The following is an 18,881-nucleotide window of genomic DNA, read 5'->3' as shown; positions in this document are numbered from 1 at the left end:
GCGACGCCGGGACGGGGCGGAACCACGGGGCGGGGCGCGGGGCTAGGGGTGACGCGGGGTGAGGGCGGCTGCGGCGAGGAGCTCGCGGGTGAAGGGGTGCGCAGGGTTCTGGAAAATTGTGCGGGTGTCACCGTGTTCGACGACAGCGCCGTCTTTCATCACAATCAGGTCGTGCGCGAGGCCGGCGACAACGCGCAGGTCATGCGAGATGAAGATCATGGCAAGGCCGCGTTGCTGTTGCAGGCGGCGCAGCAGCTCGAGAATGCGCGCCTGCACGGACACGTCGAGCGCGCTGAGCGGCTCATCCAACACGAGAATGCGCGGGTTCATGGCGAGGGCGCGAGCAATCGCCACGCGTTGCGCTTGCCCACCAGATAGCTGGCGCGGTCGCCGCTTCGCCACGTCGGCTGGCAGGTCAACATCGACAAGCAGCCCGGCAATCGCCGCGTCATTGACGGGCGTTCCCGCGGCGCGCAATGCTTCAGCCAATGTACGCCGCACGCTCCAGCGCGGATTGAGCGAAGCGCGCGAGTTCTGCGCCACGAGCTGAATTAGCCCGCGACGCGACCGACGCGATGCTTCCGAACCGGCCGTCCACCCACGATCAAGCAGGGTCACCTGGCCCTGGGCTGGCGAGAGCGAGCCCATCACCACATTCGCGACCGTGGACTTGCCTGAGCCTGACTCCCCCGCAATGCCCAGCGTGGTTCCGGCCCGCAATACAAAACTCACGTCGTTAACCGCCACCCGACCGCCAAAAGCGACGGACAGTCCGCGAGCCTCGAGCACAACGTCGCCGCGTTCAGGGGCCGCGCTTTCGACGGCAAATGTCGACGCGGCGATCAGTTCGCGCGTGTACTCGTGTTGCGGTGATGCCATCAGCTCACCCGCTCGTCCCTGTTCCACGACTGCGCCCGCACGCATCACCATGATGCGGTCGGCGATGTGGGCGACCGCACTCAGGTCGTGACTCACGAAGATGATCGCGCGGCCCTGGTCGGCGAGGGTGCGCAGCAGCGTGAGGATGTGGCGTTGCACGGTCGCATCGAGCGCGGTCGTGGGCTCATCCGCGATCAGGAGGGGCGGGTCGGCGACGAGGGCCGATGCGATGAGAGCGCGCTGACGCAACCCACCAGACAACTCATGCGGATACTGCCGCGCCCGCACAGATGGTTCCGGCATCACCACATCATTCAGCGCCGTCAGCACCCGGGTACGCCGCTGAGCACGCGAACCCATGCGGTGAATCTCAAGCGGCTCAGCGAGCTCTGCGCCGATGCGGCGCAACGGGTCCAATGAGCTGAGCGCGTCTTGCGAAACCAAACCAACCTGCTTGCCTCGCACGGCGCGCCACGTTGCCTCCGATGCGCGGGTCAGGTCGACGCCGCCGATGGAGAGGGCTGTGGCCGTCGTGACCGCTGTTGCCGGCGTCAGCCCCAGCAGCGCCGAGACAAGCAGAGACTTGCCTGCACCCGATTCGCCCACAACGGCGAGAATCTCTCCTGACTCCACGTGGAGGTCAACGTTGCGAACACGCGTGATGTCACCGAACCTCACGGTCAGGTTCTGCACATCAACGGCCCTCATTCTGCACCCCCTTCTGTCAGGCGGCGTAGCGTGCGACCGAGCACGCTCGTCGCGATGACGACAGCGGTGATCGCAAGGCCAGGGAAGACGGCGATCCACCAGGCGGTCGCCAGTTCGTTGCGGCCGCCGGAGAGGATGAGTCCCCACTCCGGAGTCGGTTCGGTTACGCCAAGGCCGAGAAAGCTCAGCCCGGCGGCAGAAAGAATCGCCGTGCCGACGCCGATCGTGGCCAGCACCGACAATCGTGCCAGCACCGTAGGCAGAACGTGACGCGACAGCACGCGCACGGAACCGATGCCAAGCAACCGCGCGGACGTCACGTGTTCTGCGTGACGGAGACTACGCGTGTGTACGCGGGCGAGGCGGATATAGACCGGAACCACGGAGAGGGTGACAGCGAAAGCAATGTTGACGGGGCCCGGGCCAAGCACCGCCACAATGATCAGCGCGAGCACGAACTCAGGAACGGCCAGGAGTAGATCGACGGCACGCATCAACACGGCGTCCAACCAGCGCGGCGCGAGCCCAATCAGTGTGCCGACGATGAGTCCAACGACGAGGGCGGTGCCGGTCGCGATGAGTCCGACGCCGACGGATGTCCGGGCCGCATAGATGACACGGGTGAACACGTCTCGGCCGGTCTGGTCTGTCCCGAACAGGTGCTCAAGGGACGGCGGCTGCAGGGCGACAGCGAGATCAACCGCGAGCGGATCTCGGTCGGTAAGCAGCTGCGGCGCCACCATCGCGAGGAGCACAACCGCAAGAAACACGACGGAAAGGAGCGCGGTGGGTTTCCGAAGGAGAATCATGAACGCGGGCCTCCGCCGCGCAGGCGCGGGTCAAGAACCGTCATCACGACGTCGGAGAGGATCGCAATCACTGTGAAAATCAACGCGCTCAGCACAATGACTCCTGCGATCACGGGCAGGTCGCGGTTGATGATCGCGGTCAGCGCGACGCGGCCGACGCCCTGACGCGCGAACACCGTCTCGACGAGCACGGCTCCACCGAGCAGCGAGCCGACAAGGTAGCCAGCCATCGTCAGGGCACCGAGCGACCCGTGTCGGAGGGTGTGGCGCGCCAGGAGACGCACGTCGCTTGCGCCGCGGGCACGCACGGTGAGTGCAAAGGGCTGTTGTTCTGCCTCTTCAACGCCGTCGCGCACAAGCTGCCCGATGAGCGCGGCGCATGGCAGTGCCAGTGTCAGCGCAGGCAAGACGAGAGACGCGAGCCCGCGGGAGCCTGCGACCGGAAACCATCCCAATCCAAAGGCGAAGATGGTCAGCAGGAGCAAGCCGATCCAAAAGACGGGCGCGGACAACACGATGAGTTCGGCAGTAGCCGCAATCCTGCGCGAACGGCTGCCACGCGCGAAGAAAGTGACCATGCCCGCGATGGCGAGTGCGAACGCAAGCGCGAGACCCGTCAACTGCAGGGTGGCACCAAATTGGCGGCCGATGACATCGACAACGGGCATACGCAGTTGCAGCGACTCCCCCATATCCCCCCGCAATAGCGCAGAGATATACGTGAGGTACTGGTTCCATATCGGCTGCGTGAGACCGAGCTCCTCACGCAGGGCAGCTTTTGCTTCCTCCGAGATCTGCGCCTGCGGGCCGAGCATGACGCCAACCGGATCGCCTGGCAAGACGTTGGTGACGACAAACGCCAGTGTCGCCGCCGCCCACACAATGAGAACACCAAACAACGCCATCAGGAGTGCCCGAAGAACACCCGCGGCGATGGCGTTGCGTGGCGATGTCATACGAATCATTCTGGTGCGCCGAAGCGCTGCCCGAACCTAGTTCAGCGTGACGTCGTAGAAGAGCGGCCGACCGTACACGTCAAATGCCAAGCCACTGATCGACGGGTCTGTTGCCGAGATCAGCGCAGGGACATAGATCGGGATGATCGCGTTGTCTGCGGCGTTCCACTGCTGAACCTGCGTGTAGACGTCGTTGCGTTCGTCGGTATCGCTCGTCGCGATGGCCTGCTCAAACAGAGCGTCCAGTGCCGGGTCACTGACCTGCGACGCATTCTGGAAGCCATCAGTGTGCAGGTGGTTACGCAGTAGGTCGGAATCGGGGCCGGAGAAGCCCCAGTCAGTGATGTCGAAAGTCTTCGGGCCGTACTGCTCGTTATAGGCGGCGGGTTCCAACTCTCCGCGAATCAGTTCGACGCCGATCTTCTTCAGGTCCGCTTGGAAGGCAACGGCAAGAGCCTTATTCTCATCGGCGATCGGAGTCCACGCGATCCACCGCACCGACAGGCGCTTGCCGTCCTTCGTGCGATAGCCGTCGGCGTCCATCGTGGCCCAACCGGCGTCGTCGAGGAGGGCGGCGGCGGCCTCGGGGTCGAACGCCCACGTGTTTTCGAGCGACGCATCGTACCCAGGGCTCGATGGGCTCAGAATGCTCCAAGCGCGTTCAAACTGTCCGTCAAAAATGGTGTCAACGGCGGTGTCGATGTCGATGCCGATCGAGATCGCCTCTCGAACCTGCTGGTCGGCGAGGACGCCGTACTTCTCGTTCAGGTACAGCGAGTATGGCAGCCCAGGCACCGGCTTCGATTCGACCGTCACGGTGTCTGCGAGGTTTGCCACGGCGCTCGGCGGCAGGTCGCTCGCGATCTGCGCTTCGCCCGAATTCAGCATGCCCGTTCGTACACTCGACTCCAAGACAAGCGCAACGCGCAACGTCTCGATATTCGGCGCATTCTGACCCTGCGGCCCCCACGCGTAGTCGTCGTTGCGGCTGTAGACAATCTCCTGATTCGGGATGAACTCGGTCAGCACGAACGGCCCGGTTCCGATGTTGACGTCTGGCGCGCCCGCCTTCAGCTTCTCGGTTCCGGCTTCCAGCGCCTTCGTCGAATAGAAGCCGAGCAGAGGCGTGCTGGCCGCCGACAGGAATGGCGCATACGGCTGCGTAAAGCTGACTTCGACGGTGTATTCGTCGATCACCTTCGTGCCTGCGTACCATTCACCGCCCAACATGCTTGCCGCCTGCGCCGAGTTGGTTTCCGGGTCAACGATGTGCTCGAAGTTGGCCTCGACCGACTCCGCGGTGAACTTCTCACCATCGTGGAACGTCACGTCATCACGAAGCGTAAACGTGTAGGTCAGGCCGTCGTCCGACACCGTCCATTCCTTCGCGAGCCAGGGCGAGAAAGATCCATCGGCGTTCTGCCACACAAGGGAGTCGAGAATCTGGCGCTGCACCATTGAGCTGACATCGAGCTGGCTGGTGTGCGGGTCCATGTGGCTGTCTGAGAGGTTTGCACCTTCGATTGCCCAGACCACTTCACCGCCAGATGCGGAACCATTACCCGCGTCGCCAGAGGCGCATGCGCTGAGCGTCAGCCCGAAAAGAGAAATAGCTGCGGTGGCGATCAGCGCACGGCGGGCACGGCGAAGAGACATAGGGGATCCTTTGCGGAAAGAGCGGGATACATAAAAGCGTACCGGAGTTTTCCGTTGTTAGACGCCGTTCACAAAGTCCTAGATGATCGATAGGAGGTCGCGCACAGGTCGAGTCGTGTCACCACGAAGAGCGGCAATAGCAGCAATCGACCTCATGATCGCGGAGGCAACCACCATGCTGGAGCGCGGCTGGGCAGGCGAGGGCAGGTTCGAGACTTCGCACGTGATGGAACCAGCGGTGCCGGTGGCGGTGATCACGTGCGTTGTGTTCGTGGCCGCCGGATCAGCGATCATCTCGGCCGTTGTGCGCTCCCACGCGTCTGCGCTCAGCGCGACGGCAACCGCAACGTTTGCGGAACGCGGGAAGAGCGAGGCGACATGCTCCGCGGTTCCGCTCGCCAGCACGATCCGCTCATCCCCCCGCCGAAGTCGCGCCACGAGTTCGGCGCCCATCCACGGCTGGATAAGCGTGCCTGGTAGCTTGCTTGACGCGATGTGCGCGGCGCCTACCCGACCGCTCAAAGCGAGCGCACGCACAAAATCCAGCCCGCCAACGGCACCCGATGTCACCACGGCACGGCCAGCAGCCCGACGAATGCGGTCACGAATATCGGCGTCAGCCAGTGCCCCCACGCTGACAATCAACGCTGTCGCACCGGCTTCAACCGCAGGAACGACGCGTTCCACGACCGCATCAGGAGCGGCAACTTCGACGAGCAGGTCATAGTCGGCGACCGGCGGCAACTCGTCACCGCGCCCGATAACGCCAACGATGTCCAGCGTCGGGTCGTCGGCAAGGTGCCGAGCGAGGTTACCGTTGCCGAGGATCACGATGCGAAAAGCCATGCCGCCAGACTAGGCCGTGGCCGCACCGTCGGCCCTTCCGGGTAGCGTGGAACGGTGGCTCAACGTTCTGCTCTCACTCCCCCACGCGCGGATGCACCTGATCTGCCTCACACCTTTGCTGAGGCCACCGAGTTGCGTCCGCACGGGCTCTACGAGCAAGTCGAGTTCACAACGCTTGAGGCGGTCGACGGAACCAGCAGCACCATTCGCGAATCCGTGTTCCGCGGTGTGAGTTGCGATGTCGTGACGTTGAAGTTTGCGGACATCACGGACGTTGAGTTTCGCGACGTGCGCGTGGGCTCGATGCAATTGCGCGGCGCCCACCTTGGCCGAGTGCGCTTCGTGGGCGGGCGCATTGGCACCCTCGATCTCACGGAAGCGGGGCTCGATGCTGTCGAATTTGATGGCGTGCGTATCGACTATCTGACGTTTGGTCGCGCGTCGGTGCGCGACGTTGACATCCGCGGCTGCCACATCGACACCCTTGATCTTCCCGTCGCCAAGATCAACCGCCTGCGCTTTGTCGAAAGCACCGCAGGCGAACTTGACCCGCGAGAGTGCACCGCGCAGCATGTTGATTTGCGAGGACTCGACTTTGCCAGAGTCACCGACATGGCCGCGCTGCGTGGCATGACGATCTCACTGGCTCAAGCCCAAAACGCGGCCATCGCCCTCGCGACGGCGGCAGGTATTCGCGTCTCCGACTGAGAATTCCCGCGTCAACTGGGGCGGCCACGGCGAAGCCGATGCCGGCGGTCACTGCGAAGCCGATGCCGGCGGTCACTGCGAAGCCAACAGCCGGCGACCACGGCGAAGCCGACATGTGCCGCGCTGGTATCCTGGAGATCAGTTCACATCAGGCACGCTCACACGGTGCCGCCTATATCGCTTGGAGATGCCCATGGCTGACGCGCAGATTCCCGACAAGCCCGCCCTCGAAGGCCTCGAAGCGAAATGGGGTGAAGCCTGGGAAAACTCCGGCGTCTACCGCTTTGACCGCACCGCCGCCGTCGCCAACGGCCGCGACAGTGTCTACTCGATCGACACGCCGCCGCCCACCGCATCTGGCAGCCTGCACATCGGTCACGTGTTCTCTTTTACGCACACCGACGTCAAGGCACGCTTCGAGCGCATGCAGGGCAAGAACGTCTTCTACCCGATGGGCTGGGACGACAATGGCCTGCCCACCGAGCGCCGCGTGCAGAACTACTACGGTGTGCGGTGCGACCCTTCACTCCCCTACGAAGCGGGCTTTGAGCCGCCGTTCCGCGGTGGCGACAACAAGTCGTCGAAGGCAGCTGCCCAGCTGCCGATCAGCCGTCGCAACTTCATCGAGCTGTGCGAAGAGCTCACGATCGAAGACGAGAAGCAGTTCGAATCGCTCTTCCGTCAGGTCGGTCTCAGCGTTGACTGGACGCAGACCTACCGCACCATCTCCGACGAAACGATCCGCACATCGCAGCTCGCCTTCCTCAAGAACCTGGAACGCGGCGAGGCTTATCAAGACCTGGCCCCCACCCTGTGGGACGTTGACTTCCGCTCGGCGATCGCCCAGGCCGAGCTCGAAGACCGCGACCAGCAGGCGTCGTTCCACAAGATCGCTTTCCACGGCCCGGCCGGCGACATTGTGATCGAATCCACGCGTCCTGAACTCCTCCCCGCGTGCATCGCCCTCGTGGCTCACCCCGACGATGAGCGGTACCAGCCGTTCTTCGGCACGACCGTACGCTCCCCGTTCTTCGACGTCGAGGTTCCGGTTCTCCCCCACCACTTGGCCAAGCAGGACAAGGGTTCCGGTATCGCCATGGTGTGTACGTTTGGTGACATCACCGACATCATCTGGTGGCGCGAGCTTCGCACCAACGATGGCGAGAGCCTGCCGAACCGCACCGTTCTCGGTCTTGACGGCCGCTTCCTGCCCGAGGCACCCGCAGGCATCGAGTCGGCTGACGCCATCGCGTTCTACACCGAGCAGGTTGCTGGCAAGACGGTCTTCTCTGGTCGCAAGGCGATCGTGGAGAAGCTGCAGGAGACCGGCGAACTGCTCGAGGTTTCCAAGCCCTTCACGCACCCCGTGAAGTTCTTCGAAAAGGGCGACCGCCCGCTTGAGATCGTGTCGACGCGCCAGTGGTACCTGCGCAATGGCGCTCGTGACGCTGATCTGCGCGACCGCCTCGTTGAGCTCGGCAAAGAGCTGAATTGGCACCCCGACTTCATGCGCGTGCGCTACGAAAACTGGGTCGGCGGACTCACGGGCGACTGGCTCGTTTCACGTCAGCGCTTCTTCGGCGTGCCGATTCCGGTCTGGTACGGCCTCGACGAAAACGGTGAGCGCGACTACGACAGCGTCATCGTGCCGACCGCTGACCAGCTGCCTGTTGACCCGTCAAGCGACGCTCCGGCCGGCTACGACGAGAGCCTGCGCGGCCAGCCGAACGGCTTCGAGGGCGAAATCGATATATTCGACACGTGGGCGACGTCGTCGCTCACCCCGCAGCTTGCTGGCGGTTGGGAGCGCGACGACGAATTGTGGAACCTCGTGGCTCCGTTTGATCTGCGTCCGCAGGGTCAAGACATCATTCGCACGTGGCTCTTCTCGACCATGCTGCGTTCGGCGCTCGAAGACAGCCGCTCGCCGTGGTCTGATGCCGCTATTTCCGGCTTCATCGTCGATCCCGACCGCAAGAAGATGTCGAAGTCGAAGGGCAACGTTGTCACCCCGGCAGACATCCTCAACCAGCACGGAACCGACGCTGTGCGCTACTGGGCCGCGTCCAGCCGTCTGGGTGCGGATGCCGCGTTCGACCCGCAGAACCCGACGCAGGTGAAGATCGGTCGCCGCCTGGCGATTAAGGTTCTCAACGCTGCGAAGTTCGTGCTGTCGTTTGGTGACGCTGCTGAAGACGCCGTGACCGAGGCCCTGGACCTGTCGATGCTGGCTACGCTTGACGGCGTTGTCACCGAGGCAACGAAGGCACTGGAGTCATACGACCACGCCCGTGCGCTCGAAGTGACCGAGAGCTTCTTCTGGGTGTTCTGCGATGACTACCTAGAGCTCGTGAAGGAGCGCGCGTACGCCGGTGGCGCCGCCGGCGCCTCAGCGGTTGCTGCTCTGCGCATCGCACTGTCGACGCTGCTGCGTTTGCTCGCACCGGTTCTCGCCTTCGCCAGCGAAGAGGCATGGTCGTGGTTCAACGAGGGTTCCGTGCACGCTGCCACCTGGCCGCTCTCGCGTGAGACGGCAGGCGACCCGAGCGTTCTAGAGACAGCGTCTGCCGCGCTGATCGGTATTCGCCGCGCGAAGACCGAAGCGAAGGCCTCGCAGAAGACGACCGTTGACCGTGCGGTTATCGCGGCCCCGGCCGCCACTCTGCCGGCGCTCACCGCTGCTGTTGAAGATCTGCGCGCTGTGGGCCGCATCGCTGAGCTTGAGGTCGTCGAAGGCGAAGAACTCGCCATCGTTTCGATCGAGCTCACCCCGGCGGAAGACGCGTAATGCAGCTCGGCACGCGTTGGGCGTCAGGCTCGGAACCTCCGCGTTCCGTTCCTGACGCCCTGCGCGGCGCCATCGCCGCGGTCGACGCTGGAGCGCCGGCCGGAGCGATGTGGACGTTGACGTGGCTTGAGGGTCGTCCGTGCGCCGAGATTGACAGCGGCTACGAAGTGCTCATCACTGCGGATGACGAGGTCATTACCCAGCCGTGGAGCTAAGCGTCACCCAGCCGTGGAGCTAAGCGTCTGACGTTTCGGCCCCGGAATAGGCTCGTTGTAGTCTGTCGCGCGCAGGATCACTCGCGACCACAGCAGCGTGGCGACGAGCTGAATGCCCGCGCCAATGATCAGCGGCAGACGCAGATCTTCCCGTGCCACAAGGCCCCCGATCAGGGTCGCAATCGGCATGACGCCCCACGTCACCGAGCGGATGATACCGAGTACCCGCCCGAACAGACGGTTCGGAATGATGGTCTGACGCAACGCACCCCACGGCACGTTCCAGATCGACACGCAGGCGGCAAACGCGGCGTACGAGACCATCGCGGTGATCAGCTCCGGCGCAATCCAGACGCCAGCCATCGCGACGACGCACGCAATGTTCGTCCAGAACATGACGGCGCCGCGGCCGAATCGCGCGACGAGTCGCGGCGAAACGATTGAGCCAAACAGTGCACCCAACCCGATGCCGCTCATCACAAAACCGATGACAGCTTCTGGCACGTGTTGTTCGTCGAGAAAGTAGAGAAAGGTTGCGGCCTGCGCGAACGACAGGCTGGAACCAACAACCGTCGTGTACAGCGTCATGGTGCGCAGGTACTTCGTGTGCCATAGGTAGCGCAGCGCTTCACCAGCGCCAGCGCCTGTGGGGGCGTCTTCGTGATCAGCGATCAGCGGCCGCGCCGCGCTGATGGGCAAGAACACCGCAAGCACCACCGGAATGATGAAGGCTGCGGCACCGAGCCAGACGGGCAACGCAAGCGACACCGCAAACAGAATGCCGGCGATCGGGGCGGCCAAAAAGCTGTCAATCGTGATCTGCGCTGCCTGCATGAAACCGTTCGCGCGATCCAGCGCTTTCGGCGGTGTCACAGCGGGAACGACGGCATTCGTCGCGTTATCGAACAGAGTCTCCCCCAGCCCAAAGACCAGCGTCGCCACCAAAAGGCTCACGATGCTCAAGGTTCCGGTGGTGGCCAAAATCGCCAGCACGAGCGCAACACCGCCACGCAGCGTATTGGCGAACGCCATAATGTAGCGCCGGTCAAAGCGGTCAACGATCATGCCAGCGGGCAATCCGAAGATCAGCCACGGCAAGAACGCGACCGCTCCGAGCGCGGCGATGGCCAGCGGGTCGCGCGTGAGCGTGGTGGCGATCAGCGGAACAGCGGTGCGGCCGAGGCCGTCGGCAAGGTTGGAGAAGGCCGCAGCCGTCCAGAGCCGTGCGAAGGCGGAACCAAGCGGCGGCTTCACCGCGTGAGCTGCGGTTCCGCCCTCATCGGGATTGCGGCTCATCGTGGCAGCAGTCCGACATGGCGGAAAGCAGCGCCGTCGCGTCTGGCCTGAACAGCAGCCTCAAGGCGCATCAGGCGCGCGCGGTCGTGACGGTGCTCGACCATGGCGACCAGGGCTGCCGAAGAAGCGAGAAGAAAACGGTCAAAGGTGCTCGCCGCACGCGGCACAGCGCGCGGCGAGATCATGGTGGTCATGAGTGCTCCGAGGAATCAAAAGCGGGAAGCGGGAAGATGTCAGCGCGGATCGCGAATCGCCGCACGCCGTCACCTGTTTGGTCGCGGTATTTCTCCACATACTCGGAGATCACATTCGATACCGCTTCTGCCATCTCGAAGAACTGAGCGTCTGTGAGAGCGGCAGTCGATGTTGTCAAAAGCGCCGTGAGCTCGTCGTCGTCTTTGACGTCCGCGGTCTCGCGGAGAAAGGCGATGAGCTGCTCGTGACGGCGGCGATAGAACTCCTCGATAACGATCGAGGTGGCCAGCTTGCCTGCCGGCGTGACGCTGGCCTCGGGAGAACCCATCGCCACAGCACCGCGCGGGCGCTCCCACCAGCGCTCGCGCGCCGTTCCGTGACCCGGAACCTCACGAATGAGATCGTGCTTCGCGAGCTCACGGAGGTGGTAGCTGGTCACTCCTGAACTCTCGCCGACGTGCTCGGCGAGAGAGCTCGCGGTCTGCGCGCCGTACTGGCTGAGGAGGTCATAGATCTCCAACCGCAGCGGGTGCGACAGCGCCTTCAGTGCCGAAGCATCAAGGACGCGCTCTTCGCGCTGGGGCTGTTCATTCGAGGTCATGCGTCCAGTATGCACTTGCAAGGAAACCTTTGCAAGCATTTCTTTGCAATATTTTCTTTGCATGTTTACTGCACACCAGACCGCACCCTCGATAGGCTTTCGCCATGACAGGTACTGACAACCCGCTTTTGACTCCGTCATCACTCCCCTACGGGATTCCTGACTATTCGGCCATCAAGCCGGAACACTACATTCCCGCGTTCCAGGCGGCCTTTGCCGAACAGCTCCAGCAGATCAGCGCGATCACACGCGTGCGCTCGATGCCCACGTTCGAGAACACGCTCGAAGCATGGGAACGCGCGGGCGAGCTTCTCGAGTATGTGACCAACGCGTTCTACACCGTGAGCTCAGCAGACGCGACCGCTGAAATTCAGGCGGTCGAAGAAGAATTGGCGCCGCTGTACGCCGCCCACAACGACGCCATCATGCTCGACGCGTTTCTGTACTCGCGAGTTAAGACCGTGTGGGAGTCGAGCGACGAGCGGGAGTACACACCAGAACAGCGCTACCTCATCGAGCGTCGCTACGCCGAAATGACGCACTCGGGTGCCGGCCTCGACGACAACGCCAAGACACGACTGAAAGAGCTCAACGCTCGCTTGGCTTCGCTGACGACGGCGTTCGAAAAGAACCTCCTCAACGACACCAACGCGCTCGCCCCGCACTTTACCGATTCGTCCGCTCTCGCTGGCGCGTCCGCAGGTGAGCTGGAAGCTGCCCGAGCTGCGGCTGCGGAGCGTGGCGAAGAGGGCTTCTTGCTCTCCCTGCCGCTGTTCACGGGTCATCCGCTGTTGGAGACGCTGACTGATCGCACGTCACGAGAGCGCATTATGGCCGCGTCCCGGGCACGCGCGACGACGGGCGAAAACAGCAACAACGACGTTCTCCTCGAGATCGTGCGCTTGCGTGCTGAGCGCGCCGAGCTTCTCGGCTACGCCTCGCACGCCGCCTACATCACGTCGGACGAAACCGCCGGTTCCCCCGAAGCTGTGCACACCCGCCTCCGCGAGCTGGCTGTTCCGGCAGCGCGCAACGCACGGGCGGAGCAAAAGGCGCTGCAAGAAATCATCGATAAGAGCGAAGCGGAACCATTCGCCCTGCAAGCGCACGACTGGGCGTTTTACACCGAAAAGGTGCGTGCAGAGAAGTACGACGTTGACACCGCCGCGCTCCGCCCCTGGTTTGAGGCGGAGCGCGTGCTCAACGACGGCGTGTTCTACGCGGCCACGAAGCTGTACGGCATCACGTTTACCGAGCGTCCGGATCTTCCGACGTACCACCCAGGCGCCCGCACTTTCGAGGTCTTCAACGAGGATGGTTCCGCCCTCGGCCTGTTCATCCTTGACCTCTACACGCGCGACTCGAAGCGCGGCGGCGCGTGGATGAACCACCTCGTGTCGCAGTCGCACTTGCGTGGCACGAAGCCGGTCGTGTTGAACAACCTCAATGTGCCCAAGCCCGCGTCGGGCCCGACGCTGCTGACGCTCGACGAGGTCAACACGCTGTTCCACGAGTTCGGGCACGCCCTGCACGGACTGTTTGCCGTCGCCACGTACCCGCACTTTGCTGGCACGAATGTGTTCCGCGACTTCGTTGAGTTCCCCAGCCAGGTCAACGAAATGTGGATCATGTGGCCCGAAGTGCTGAACAACTACGCTCGCCACATCGAGACTGGCGAACCGCTGGACGCGGGGGTTGTCGCGCGCATGGCGGAGTCGGAGACGTTCAACCAGGGCTTCGCGACCAGCGAATACCTCGCGGCCGCGTGGCTTGACCAGGCGTGGCACTCGCTGTCGGCCGCCGACGCCGAGGCTGTCACGGATGTTGCTGCCTTCCAGGCAGCGGCGCTGGCCGATATCGGGCTCGACAACCCCGTGGTTCCGCCGCGCTACGCGTCGACGTACTTTGCGCACGTCTTCTCCGGCGGCTACAGCGCTGGCTACTACTCCTACATTTGGAGCGAGGTGCTCGATGCCGACACCGTCGAGTGGTTCAAGGAGAACGGTGGCCTCACCCGCGCCAACGGTGACCGGTTCCGTGAGCGCCTGCTGGGCGTCGGCGGGTCGAAGGACCCGCTCGAGGCCTATCGCGATTTCCGTGGCCGTGACGCCGACATTGCCCCGTTGCTGAAGCGCCGCGGGCTCGACACCGAGTAATCCCCTGGGGTGTGAGCGCGCGAGTACTCACACCCCACACACGAAGGAGCAACAGATGTCTATTCCGCCGCTGTCCCCCACCGGGTATGCAGACATCACGCAGGAAGTACTCGAAGCTGAGCTGATGGTCGTGATCCGCCATAACGGTGCCACGATCGCCGACCTGCGCACGATCTTTGACAGCTCGTTCGCCGCTCTCGGGCGCGCAATGTCGGCGGGCCAGTTTATCGCGGTCGGTCCGGCCTACGCCGTGTACTACGGCGACCCACAGGGCGAGTTCGATCTTGAGGTGGGTTTTCCCGCGATGGGTGCCCCGACAAACGCGATCGACTCCCCCGCCGGACGCATTCACACGTCGGCCCTTCCCGCAGGCCCGGCGGCCGTACTCAGCCACGTCGGCAATTACGAGGGAATGGGGGCGAGCTGGCAAAAGCTCCTGTCTGGTGCCGGAGCGGAGCCGCGCGGAGTCTGGATCGAGGCGTACGTGAGCGACCCCAGCACCACCGCACCAGAAAGTATGCGAACGGACCTGATCCTGCCGCTCAAGCCCTAATCGTCGCCGGGGTGCGTCGGGCCCCGCTCAGCGGTGTGGGCCCGACGTGCGCTCGTGACGAAAACGAGCCACATGGTGGCGCCGACGAGGAGACCCCACACGGCCGAACCAAAGCCGAAAGCGGTCATGCCTGACGCGACAACGGCAAAGGTTCCGATCGCAACTAACCGGCCGCGCGCATCTTCGAGGGCACTCATCATTGCGGTGACCAGTACCGTCAGAAGCGCCAGCCCGGCAACCGACTCAATGAGAATCGAGGGGCTCGCGGCGATCAGTGCACCCGCAACGCTCGCCAGGAGCCCCAGCAGGATGTAAACCACACCGGCGGTGACCGTCGCGATCCAGCGCCGCTCACGGGGTGTATGCTCGTCGCCCACCATGATCGCGGCAGACAGCGCCGACAGGTTCACCGTTTGCGCGCCGAACGGGGCCGACAGCGCACTCGCGATTCCTGTTGTCAGCATGATCTGGCGCGCAGGCGCCGGAGCGTAGCCATATGTGTGCAACACGGTGAATCCGGGAATATTCTGCCCCGCCATCGTCACGATATACATCGGAATCGCAAGCGAAATAATCGCGAGCGGGTCGGCAAACGACGGCAGGAGCCATTCCAGGCGAGGTGCGAGACTCGCCCCCTCTGCCCACGTTGGGCCCGCGTTGATCACGACGAGCACCACGGTGAGGAGCACGGCTGCGGCGACCGCCCAGCGGGGTGCAAAGCGCGACAGCACCAGCCAGAGAATGATGGGCGGCAACGCGAGGGCGGGGTACGCCATCGAAGCGTGCACAGGAGCGAGACAGATCGGCAGCAGAATGCCCGCGAGCATGGCGGAACCAATCGGTGCCGGAATGCTGGTCATGACGCGAGACAGCCAGGGCCAGAACCCGGTGAGGGCAATCATGATGCCGACCACGATGAACGCCGCGATCGCGGTGGCAAAGTCTTGCGTCACAGCACCAGCGCTGACGAGCACAGCGGCGCCGGACGTCGACCATGCGATGGAGATCGGCCAACGTGACGTCGACGACAAGACGATGGCGAGTATGCCCTGTACGAGACTGACCACGAGCAAGCCTGAGGCCGCCTGTACTGGCGTCGCACCCACCGCGACAGCACCGGCCATCACGATCGCGAACGACGACGCAAACCCGGCCAGGGCACCGCTGATGCCAGCAAGCACCGGCGCGAGCACGAGAGGCTTCGTTGCCTCGGGTGACGTGGTCACCTGATTACGCGCTCTTACGCTTCTGCTTCATCACCAGTGTCGGCGCGTCTCCGTTAACGACGGCAGCATGGGTGACGATCACCTTCTGCACATTGTCGGCTGACGGAATCTCAAACATGATGGGTCCGAGAACGTCTTCGAGGATTGCGCGCAAGCCACGGGCACCGGTCTTACGGTCAACCGCGAGGTCGGCGATCGCCAACAGTGCGTCTTCTTCAAACTCGAGAGCAACACCATCGAGCTCAAACATGCGCTGATACTGCTTCACCAGGGCGTTGCGTGGCACCGTGAGGATCTCCATCAACGCGCGCTGGTCGAGCGGTGCGACCGATGCGACAACCGGCAGTCGGCCGATGAACTCGGGAATGAGCCCAAAGCGGTGCAGGTCTTCTGGCAACACTTCGGCGAACAAATCCATGTCTTCGCCCTTGTGGTGCAGCGGTGCACCAAAGCCGACACCGTGCTTGCCGACACGCGACGACACGATGTCTTCCAGACCGGCAAATGCGCCAGCCACGATAAACAACACGTTGGTGGTGTCGATCTGGATGAACTCTTGGTGCGGGTGCTTACGGCCGCCCTGCGGCGGAACCGATGCGACGGTTCCTTCCAAAATCTTCAGTAGCGCCTGTTGCACGCCTTCGCCCGAGACATCACGCGTGATCGAGGGGTTCTCTGCCTTGCGGGCAATCTTGTCGATCTCATCAATGTAGATGATGCCCGTCTCGGCACGCTTCACGTCATAGTCGGCGGCCTGCAGCAGCTTGAGGAGAATGTTCTCGACGTCTTCGCCGACGTAGCCGGCTTCCGTGAGCGAGGTCGCGTCTGCGACAGCAAACGGCACGTTGAGCCGCTTTGCGAGAGTTTGCGCCAGGTAGGTCTTTCCGCAGCCGGTCGGGCCGATCATCAAGATGTTGCTCTTGGCAATCTCGATATCTTCAGCTTTGTCTTCTGCCGCCTGCAAGGTTCCGCGTGCGCGCACCCGCTTGTAGTGGTTGTAGACGGCGACGGCCAGAGCACGCTTCGCGGGCTCTTGCCCGACGACGTACTCCTCTAGGAAGGAGAAGATCTCCCGCGGCTTGGGCAGGTCAAACTCGACCACTTCGCCGTTGGCCGCTTCGGCCATGCGCTCTTCGACGATCTCGTTACAGAGCTCGATGCACTCATCGCAAATGTAGACGCCGGGGCCAGCAATCAGCTGTTGCACTTGCTTCTGGCTCTTGCCGCAGAAGGAGCACTTAAACAGATCGGCGCTCTCACCGAGACGTGTCATCGAATTCTCCTTCGTTTACTGACACTTCGAGCCTAAACGCTACAACCGACATCGGGTCGGATATTCGGCGTGTAACGCGCAACCCGTCGAAATGATGATGGCCCCGAGAAGAAAATCTCGAGGCCATCATGCACGATGATTACGCGGTGAGCGCCTGCGGCTTGCGCTTGCGCGTCGTCAGCACCTGGTCAACCAGGCCGTAGTCCAACGCCTCCTGAGCCGACAGGATCTTGTCGCGGTCAATGTCTTTGTGAACCTGCTCGACCGAGCGACCCGTGTGCTTAGCCATGGTCTCTTCGAGCCACGTGCGCATACGCATGATCTCAGCAGCCTGAATCTCGATGTCGGAGGCCTGACCGTGTCCGGCTTCACCGACAGCGGGCTGGTGCATCAGGATGCGAGCGTTGGGCAGAGCCAGTCGCTTACCCGGTGCGCCACCTGCCAACAGCACGGATGCGGCCGATGCGGCCTGACCGAGCACGACCGTCTGAATGTCGGGTGCCACGTACTGCATGGTGTCGTAGATCGCGGTCATCGCCGTGAACGAGCCACCGGGCGAGTTGATGTACATCGTGATGTCACGGTCGGTGTCTTGGCTCTCCAGCACAAGCAGCTGCGCCATAACGTCGTCTGCCGACGCATCGTCAACCTGCACACCGAGGAAGATCACGCGGTCTTCAAACAGCTTGTTGTAGGGATCTTGGCGCTTGTAACCGTAGGCCGTGCGCTCTTCGAACTGCGGCAGAATGTAGCGGCTCGACGGCATCTGCAGGCCGGAGTGGCCACCGTATGAGGGAGTGTTCATTACTCGATTCCTTCGTCTCTCAGCCGTTACTTCTCGGTGCCGCCGCCGCCAGCCACATCGGTCGCGTGCTCGCGGATGTGGTCGACAAAGCCGTATTCGAGGGCCTCTTCTGCCGTGAACCAGCGGTCCCGGTCACCGTCTTCGTTGATCTGCTCAACGGACTTGCCGGTCTGAGCCGCGGTGATCTCTGCCAGGCGCTTCTTCATGTTGAGGATGAGCGCAGCCTGCGTCTGGATGTCGCTGGCGGTTCCGCCGAAGCCACCGTGCGGCTGGTGCAGCAGAACGCGGGCGTTCGGCGTGATGTAACGCTTGCCCTTGGTTCCGCTCGTGAGGAGCAGCTGGCCCATTGAGGCGGCCATGCCGATGCCCACCGTGACGATGTCGTTCGGCACGAACTGCATCGTGTCGTAGATCGCCATGCCAGCGGTAATGGAACCACCCGGCGAGTTGATGTAGAGGTAAATGTCTTTCTGCGAGTCTTCCGCAGCAAGAAGCAGAATCTTGGCGCAGATCTCGTTTGCGTTGTCGTCGCGAACTTCGGATCCGAGCCAAATAATGCGATCCTTCAGCAGCCGGTCGAAGACGCTGGTCGCCATGAGGGGTTCAGCCATGAGTGCTCCCAATTCCTTGATGGTGATTCGAATCTACCGGCGTCACAGGCCCGTCTCGCCCGTGTTCGCCGTCGGCATATCAGGTGTCGCGTCGAGATGATCGGCGTACGCGTTGACGGAACGTTGATACATCGTCAGCGTCGGCGCAATCGTTCGCATGAGCAGCGCCAAGCCCCGATGCGATTCGCCGACCGAAGCGTAGGAAAGCGCGAGAAAAACGGCCGTCTCCGGGCGCAGAATCGCTTCCGGATTGGCGAGTTCCAATTCAAGCAATCGCACGGCTTCTTCCGGGGTTCCAACGTTGCGGTATGAACTGGCGAGTTGGATGATCGCTTGCGCGCGTTCAAACTCGGGAAGACCGCCGCGAAGCGCCGCAAGATAGAGCGGAATCGCATCGTTCTCGTGGCCCGCCGCGTCACGGGCGCCACCGCGTTCAAACAGGCCGCGGGGATCGTTGAAGGGAAGCGCCGCAGCCATCTCGTCGATCACGCGGATCCGCTGTTCGTCGGTTAGAGCGTCATCTTCCCAGACGGCAGCGATCTGCTCATCCCATTTATCGATTGCCATGTGCTCACTTCTTCCGATGTTCCGAAACCACGA

Annotated in this window: 18 protein-coding genes; 5 read left to right on the top strand and 13 right to left on the bottom strand. The window is 63.1% G+C overall.

Annotation, left to right across the window (positions count from 1 at the left end):
- Positions 1 to 42: 42 nt before the first annotated feature.
- From KTJ77_RS05690 to KTJ77_RS05670, 5 genes are all read right to left on the bottom strand, one after another.
- Positions 43 to 1,587, bottom strand: coding sequence for an ABC transporter ATP-binding protein (locus KTJ77_RS05690; protein ID WP_217337493.1), 1,545 nt, complete (start codon positions 1,585 to 1,587; stop codon positions 43 to 45).
- Complete coding sequence (locus tag KTJ77_RS05685; RefSeq protein ID WP_217337492.1) at positions 1,584 to 2,396, bottom strand: ABC transporter permease; 813 nt, start codon at positions 2,394 to 2,396, stop codon at positions 1,584 to 1,586. Before KTJ77_RS05685 ends, KTJ77_RS05690 begins: the two co-directional genes overlap by 4 nt.
- Entirely contained in the window at positions 2,393 to 3,352 is a 960-nt protein-coding gene (locus KTJ77_RS05680; RefSeq protein ID WP_254367372.1) for an ABC transporter permease, read from the bottom strand. The genes KTJ77_RS05685 and KTJ77_RS05680 overlap by 4 nt, the downstream gene beginning before the upstream one ends.
- Before the next feature lie 36 nt (positions 3,353 to 3,388).
- Positions 3,389 to 5,008 carry an ABC transporter substrate-binding protein gene (locus KTJ77_RS05675; RefSeq protein WP_217337491.1) on the bottom strand — a complete coding sequence of 540 codons (1,620 nt, stop codon included), beginning with the start codon at positions 5,006 to 5,008 and terminating at the stop codon, positions 3,389 to 3,391.
- A gap of 78 nt (positions 5,009 to 5,086) precedes the next feature.
- The gene (locus tag KTJ77_RS05670; protein WP_217337490.1) at positions 5,087 to 5,854 is read right to left on the bottom strand and encodes an aspartate dehydrogenase domain-containing protein; all 768 of its coding nucleotides are present in this window, start codon (positions 5,852 to 5,854) and stop codon (positions 5,087 to 5,089) included.
- Between the two features lie 54 nt (positions 5,855 to 5,908).
- Here KTJ77_RS05670 and KTJ77_RS05665 point away from each other — a divergent pair, with 54 nt between their 5' ends.
- From KTJ77_RS05665 to KTJ77_RS05655, 3 genes are all read left to right on the top strand, one after another.
- Positions 5,909 to 6,562 carry a pentapeptide repeat-containing protein gene (locus KTJ77_RS05665; protein ID WP_217337489.1) on the top strand — a complete coding sequence of 218 codons (654 nt, stop codon included), beginning with the start codon at positions 5,909 to 5,911 and terminating at the stop codon, positions 6,560 to 6,562.
- 193 nt (positions 6,563 to 6,755) lie between these two features.
- Positions 6,756 to 9,350, top strand: coding sequence for a valine--tRNA ligase (gene valS / locus KTJ77_RS05660; protein ID WP_217337488.1), 2,595 nt, complete (start codon positions 6,756 to 6,758; stop codon positions 9,348 to 9,350).
- A complete protein-coding gene (locus tag KTJ77_RS05655; protein ID WP_217337487.1) occupies positions 9,350 to 9,565 on the top strand; it encodes a hypothetical protein in 216 nt (71 codons plus the stop codon). Before valS ends, KTJ77_RS05655 begins: the two co-directional genes overlap by 1 nt.
- A 3-nt stretch (positions 9,566 to 9,568) precedes the next feature.
- Here the strand turns inward: KTJ77_RS05655 and KTJ77_RS05650 are convergent, their stop codons facing one another.
- From KTJ77_RS05650 to KTJ77_RS05640, 3 genes are read right to left on the bottom strand one after another with little or no spacing between them, the layout of a single operon-like run.
- Entirely contained in the window at positions 9,569 to 10,861 is a 1,293-nt protein-coding gene (locus KTJ77_RS05650; RefSeq protein ID WP_217337486.1) for an MFS transporter, read from the bottom strand.
- Positions 10,858 to 11,055 carry a hypothetical protein gene (locus tag KTJ77_RS05645; protein ID WP_217337485.1) on the bottom strand — a complete coding sequence of 66 codons (198 nt, stop codon included), beginning with the start codon at positions 11,053 to 11,055 and terminating at the stop codon, positions 10,858 to 10,860. The genes KTJ77_RS05650 and KTJ77_RS05645 overlap by 4 nt, the downstream gene beginning before the upstream one ends.
- Positions 11,052 to 11,657 carry a helix-turn-helix domain-containing protein gene (locus KTJ77_RS05640; RefSeq protein ID WP_217337484.1) on the bottom strand — a complete coding sequence of 202 codons (606 nt, stop codon included), beginning with the start codon at positions 11,655 to 11,657 and terminating at the stop codon, positions 11,052 to 11,054. The genes KTJ77_RS05645 and KTJ77_RS05640 overlap by 4 nt, the downstream gene beginning before the upstream one ends.
- 104 nt (positions 11,658 to 11,761) lie before the next feature.
- Here KTJ77_RS05640 and KTJ77_RS05635 point away from each other — a divergent pair, with 104 nt between their 5' ends.
- Positions 11,762 to 13,813: a M3 family metallopeptidase gene (locus KTJ77_RS05635; protein WP_217337483.1), complete on the top strand. Its 2,052-nt coding sequence runs from the start codon at positions 11,762 to 11,764 to the stop codon at positions 13,811 to 13,813.
- Positions 13,814 to 13,868: 55 nt separating this feature from the next.
- A complete protein-coding gene (locus KTJ77_RS05630; RefSeq protein WP_217337482.1) occupies positions 13,869 to 14,366 on the top strand; it encodes a GyrI-like domain-containing protein in 498 nt (165 codons plus the stop codon).
- Here the strand turns inward: KTJ77_RS05630 and KTJ77_RS05625 are convergent.
- The 5 genes from KTJ77_RS05625 to KTJ77_RS05605 all read right to left on the bottom strand — a co-directional run bounded on the left by KTJ77_RS05625 (position 14,363) and on the right by KTJ77_RS05605 (position 18,848).
- Entirely contained in the window at positions 14,363 to 15,592 is a 1,230-nt protein-coding gene (locus tag KTJ77_RS05625) for a benzoate/H(+) symporter BenE family transporter (RefSeq protein WP_217337481.1), read from the bottom strand. The genes KTJ77_RS05630 and KTJ77_RS05625 overlap by 4 nt on opposite strands.
- Before the next feature lie 4 nt (positions 15,593 to 15,596).
- Positions 15,597 to 16,865: an ATP-dependent Clp protease ATP-binding subunit ClpX gene (clpX, locus tag KTJ77_RS05620; protein ID WP_217337480.1), complete on the bottom strand. Its 1,269-nt coding sequence runs from the start codon at positions 16,863 to 16,865 to the stop codon at positions 15,597 to 15,599.
- Positions 16,866 to 17,004: 139 nt separating this feature from the next.
- Positions 17,005 to 17,670 (bottom strand): ATP-dependent Clp protease proteolytic subunit, encoded by a 666-nt coding sequence (locus KTJ77_RS05615; protein ID WP_217337479.1) that lies wholly within the window; start codon positions 17,668 to 17,670, stop codon positions 17,005 to 17,007.
- 26 nt (positions 17,671 to 17,696) lie between these two features.
- Complete coding sequence (locus KTJ77_RS05610; RefSeq protein WP_217337478.1) at positions 17,697 to 18,281, bottom strand: ATP-dependent Clp protease proteolytic subunit; 585 nt, start codon at positions 18,279 to 18,281, stop codon at positions 17,697 to 17,699.
- 42 nt (positions 18,282 to 18,323) lie between these two features.
- Positions 18,324 to 18,848 (bottom strand): tetratricopeptide repeat protein, encoded by a 525-nt coding sequence (locus KTJ77_RS05605; RefSeq protein WP_217337477.1) that lies wholly within the window; start codon positions 18,846 to 18,848, stop codon positions 18,324 to 18,326.
- Positions 18,849 to 18,881: the final 33 nt, after the last annotated feature.

The sequence above is a fragment of the Microbacterium sp. NC79 genome (genome assembly GCF_019061125.1).
Taxonomy (GTDB): domain Bacteria; phylum Actinomycetota; class Actinomycetes; order Actinomycetales; family Microbacteriaceae; genus Microbacterium.
The sequence above is the reverse complement of the archived record's forward strand: the minus strand, read 5'-3'. Positions and strand labels throughout refer to the sequence as shown.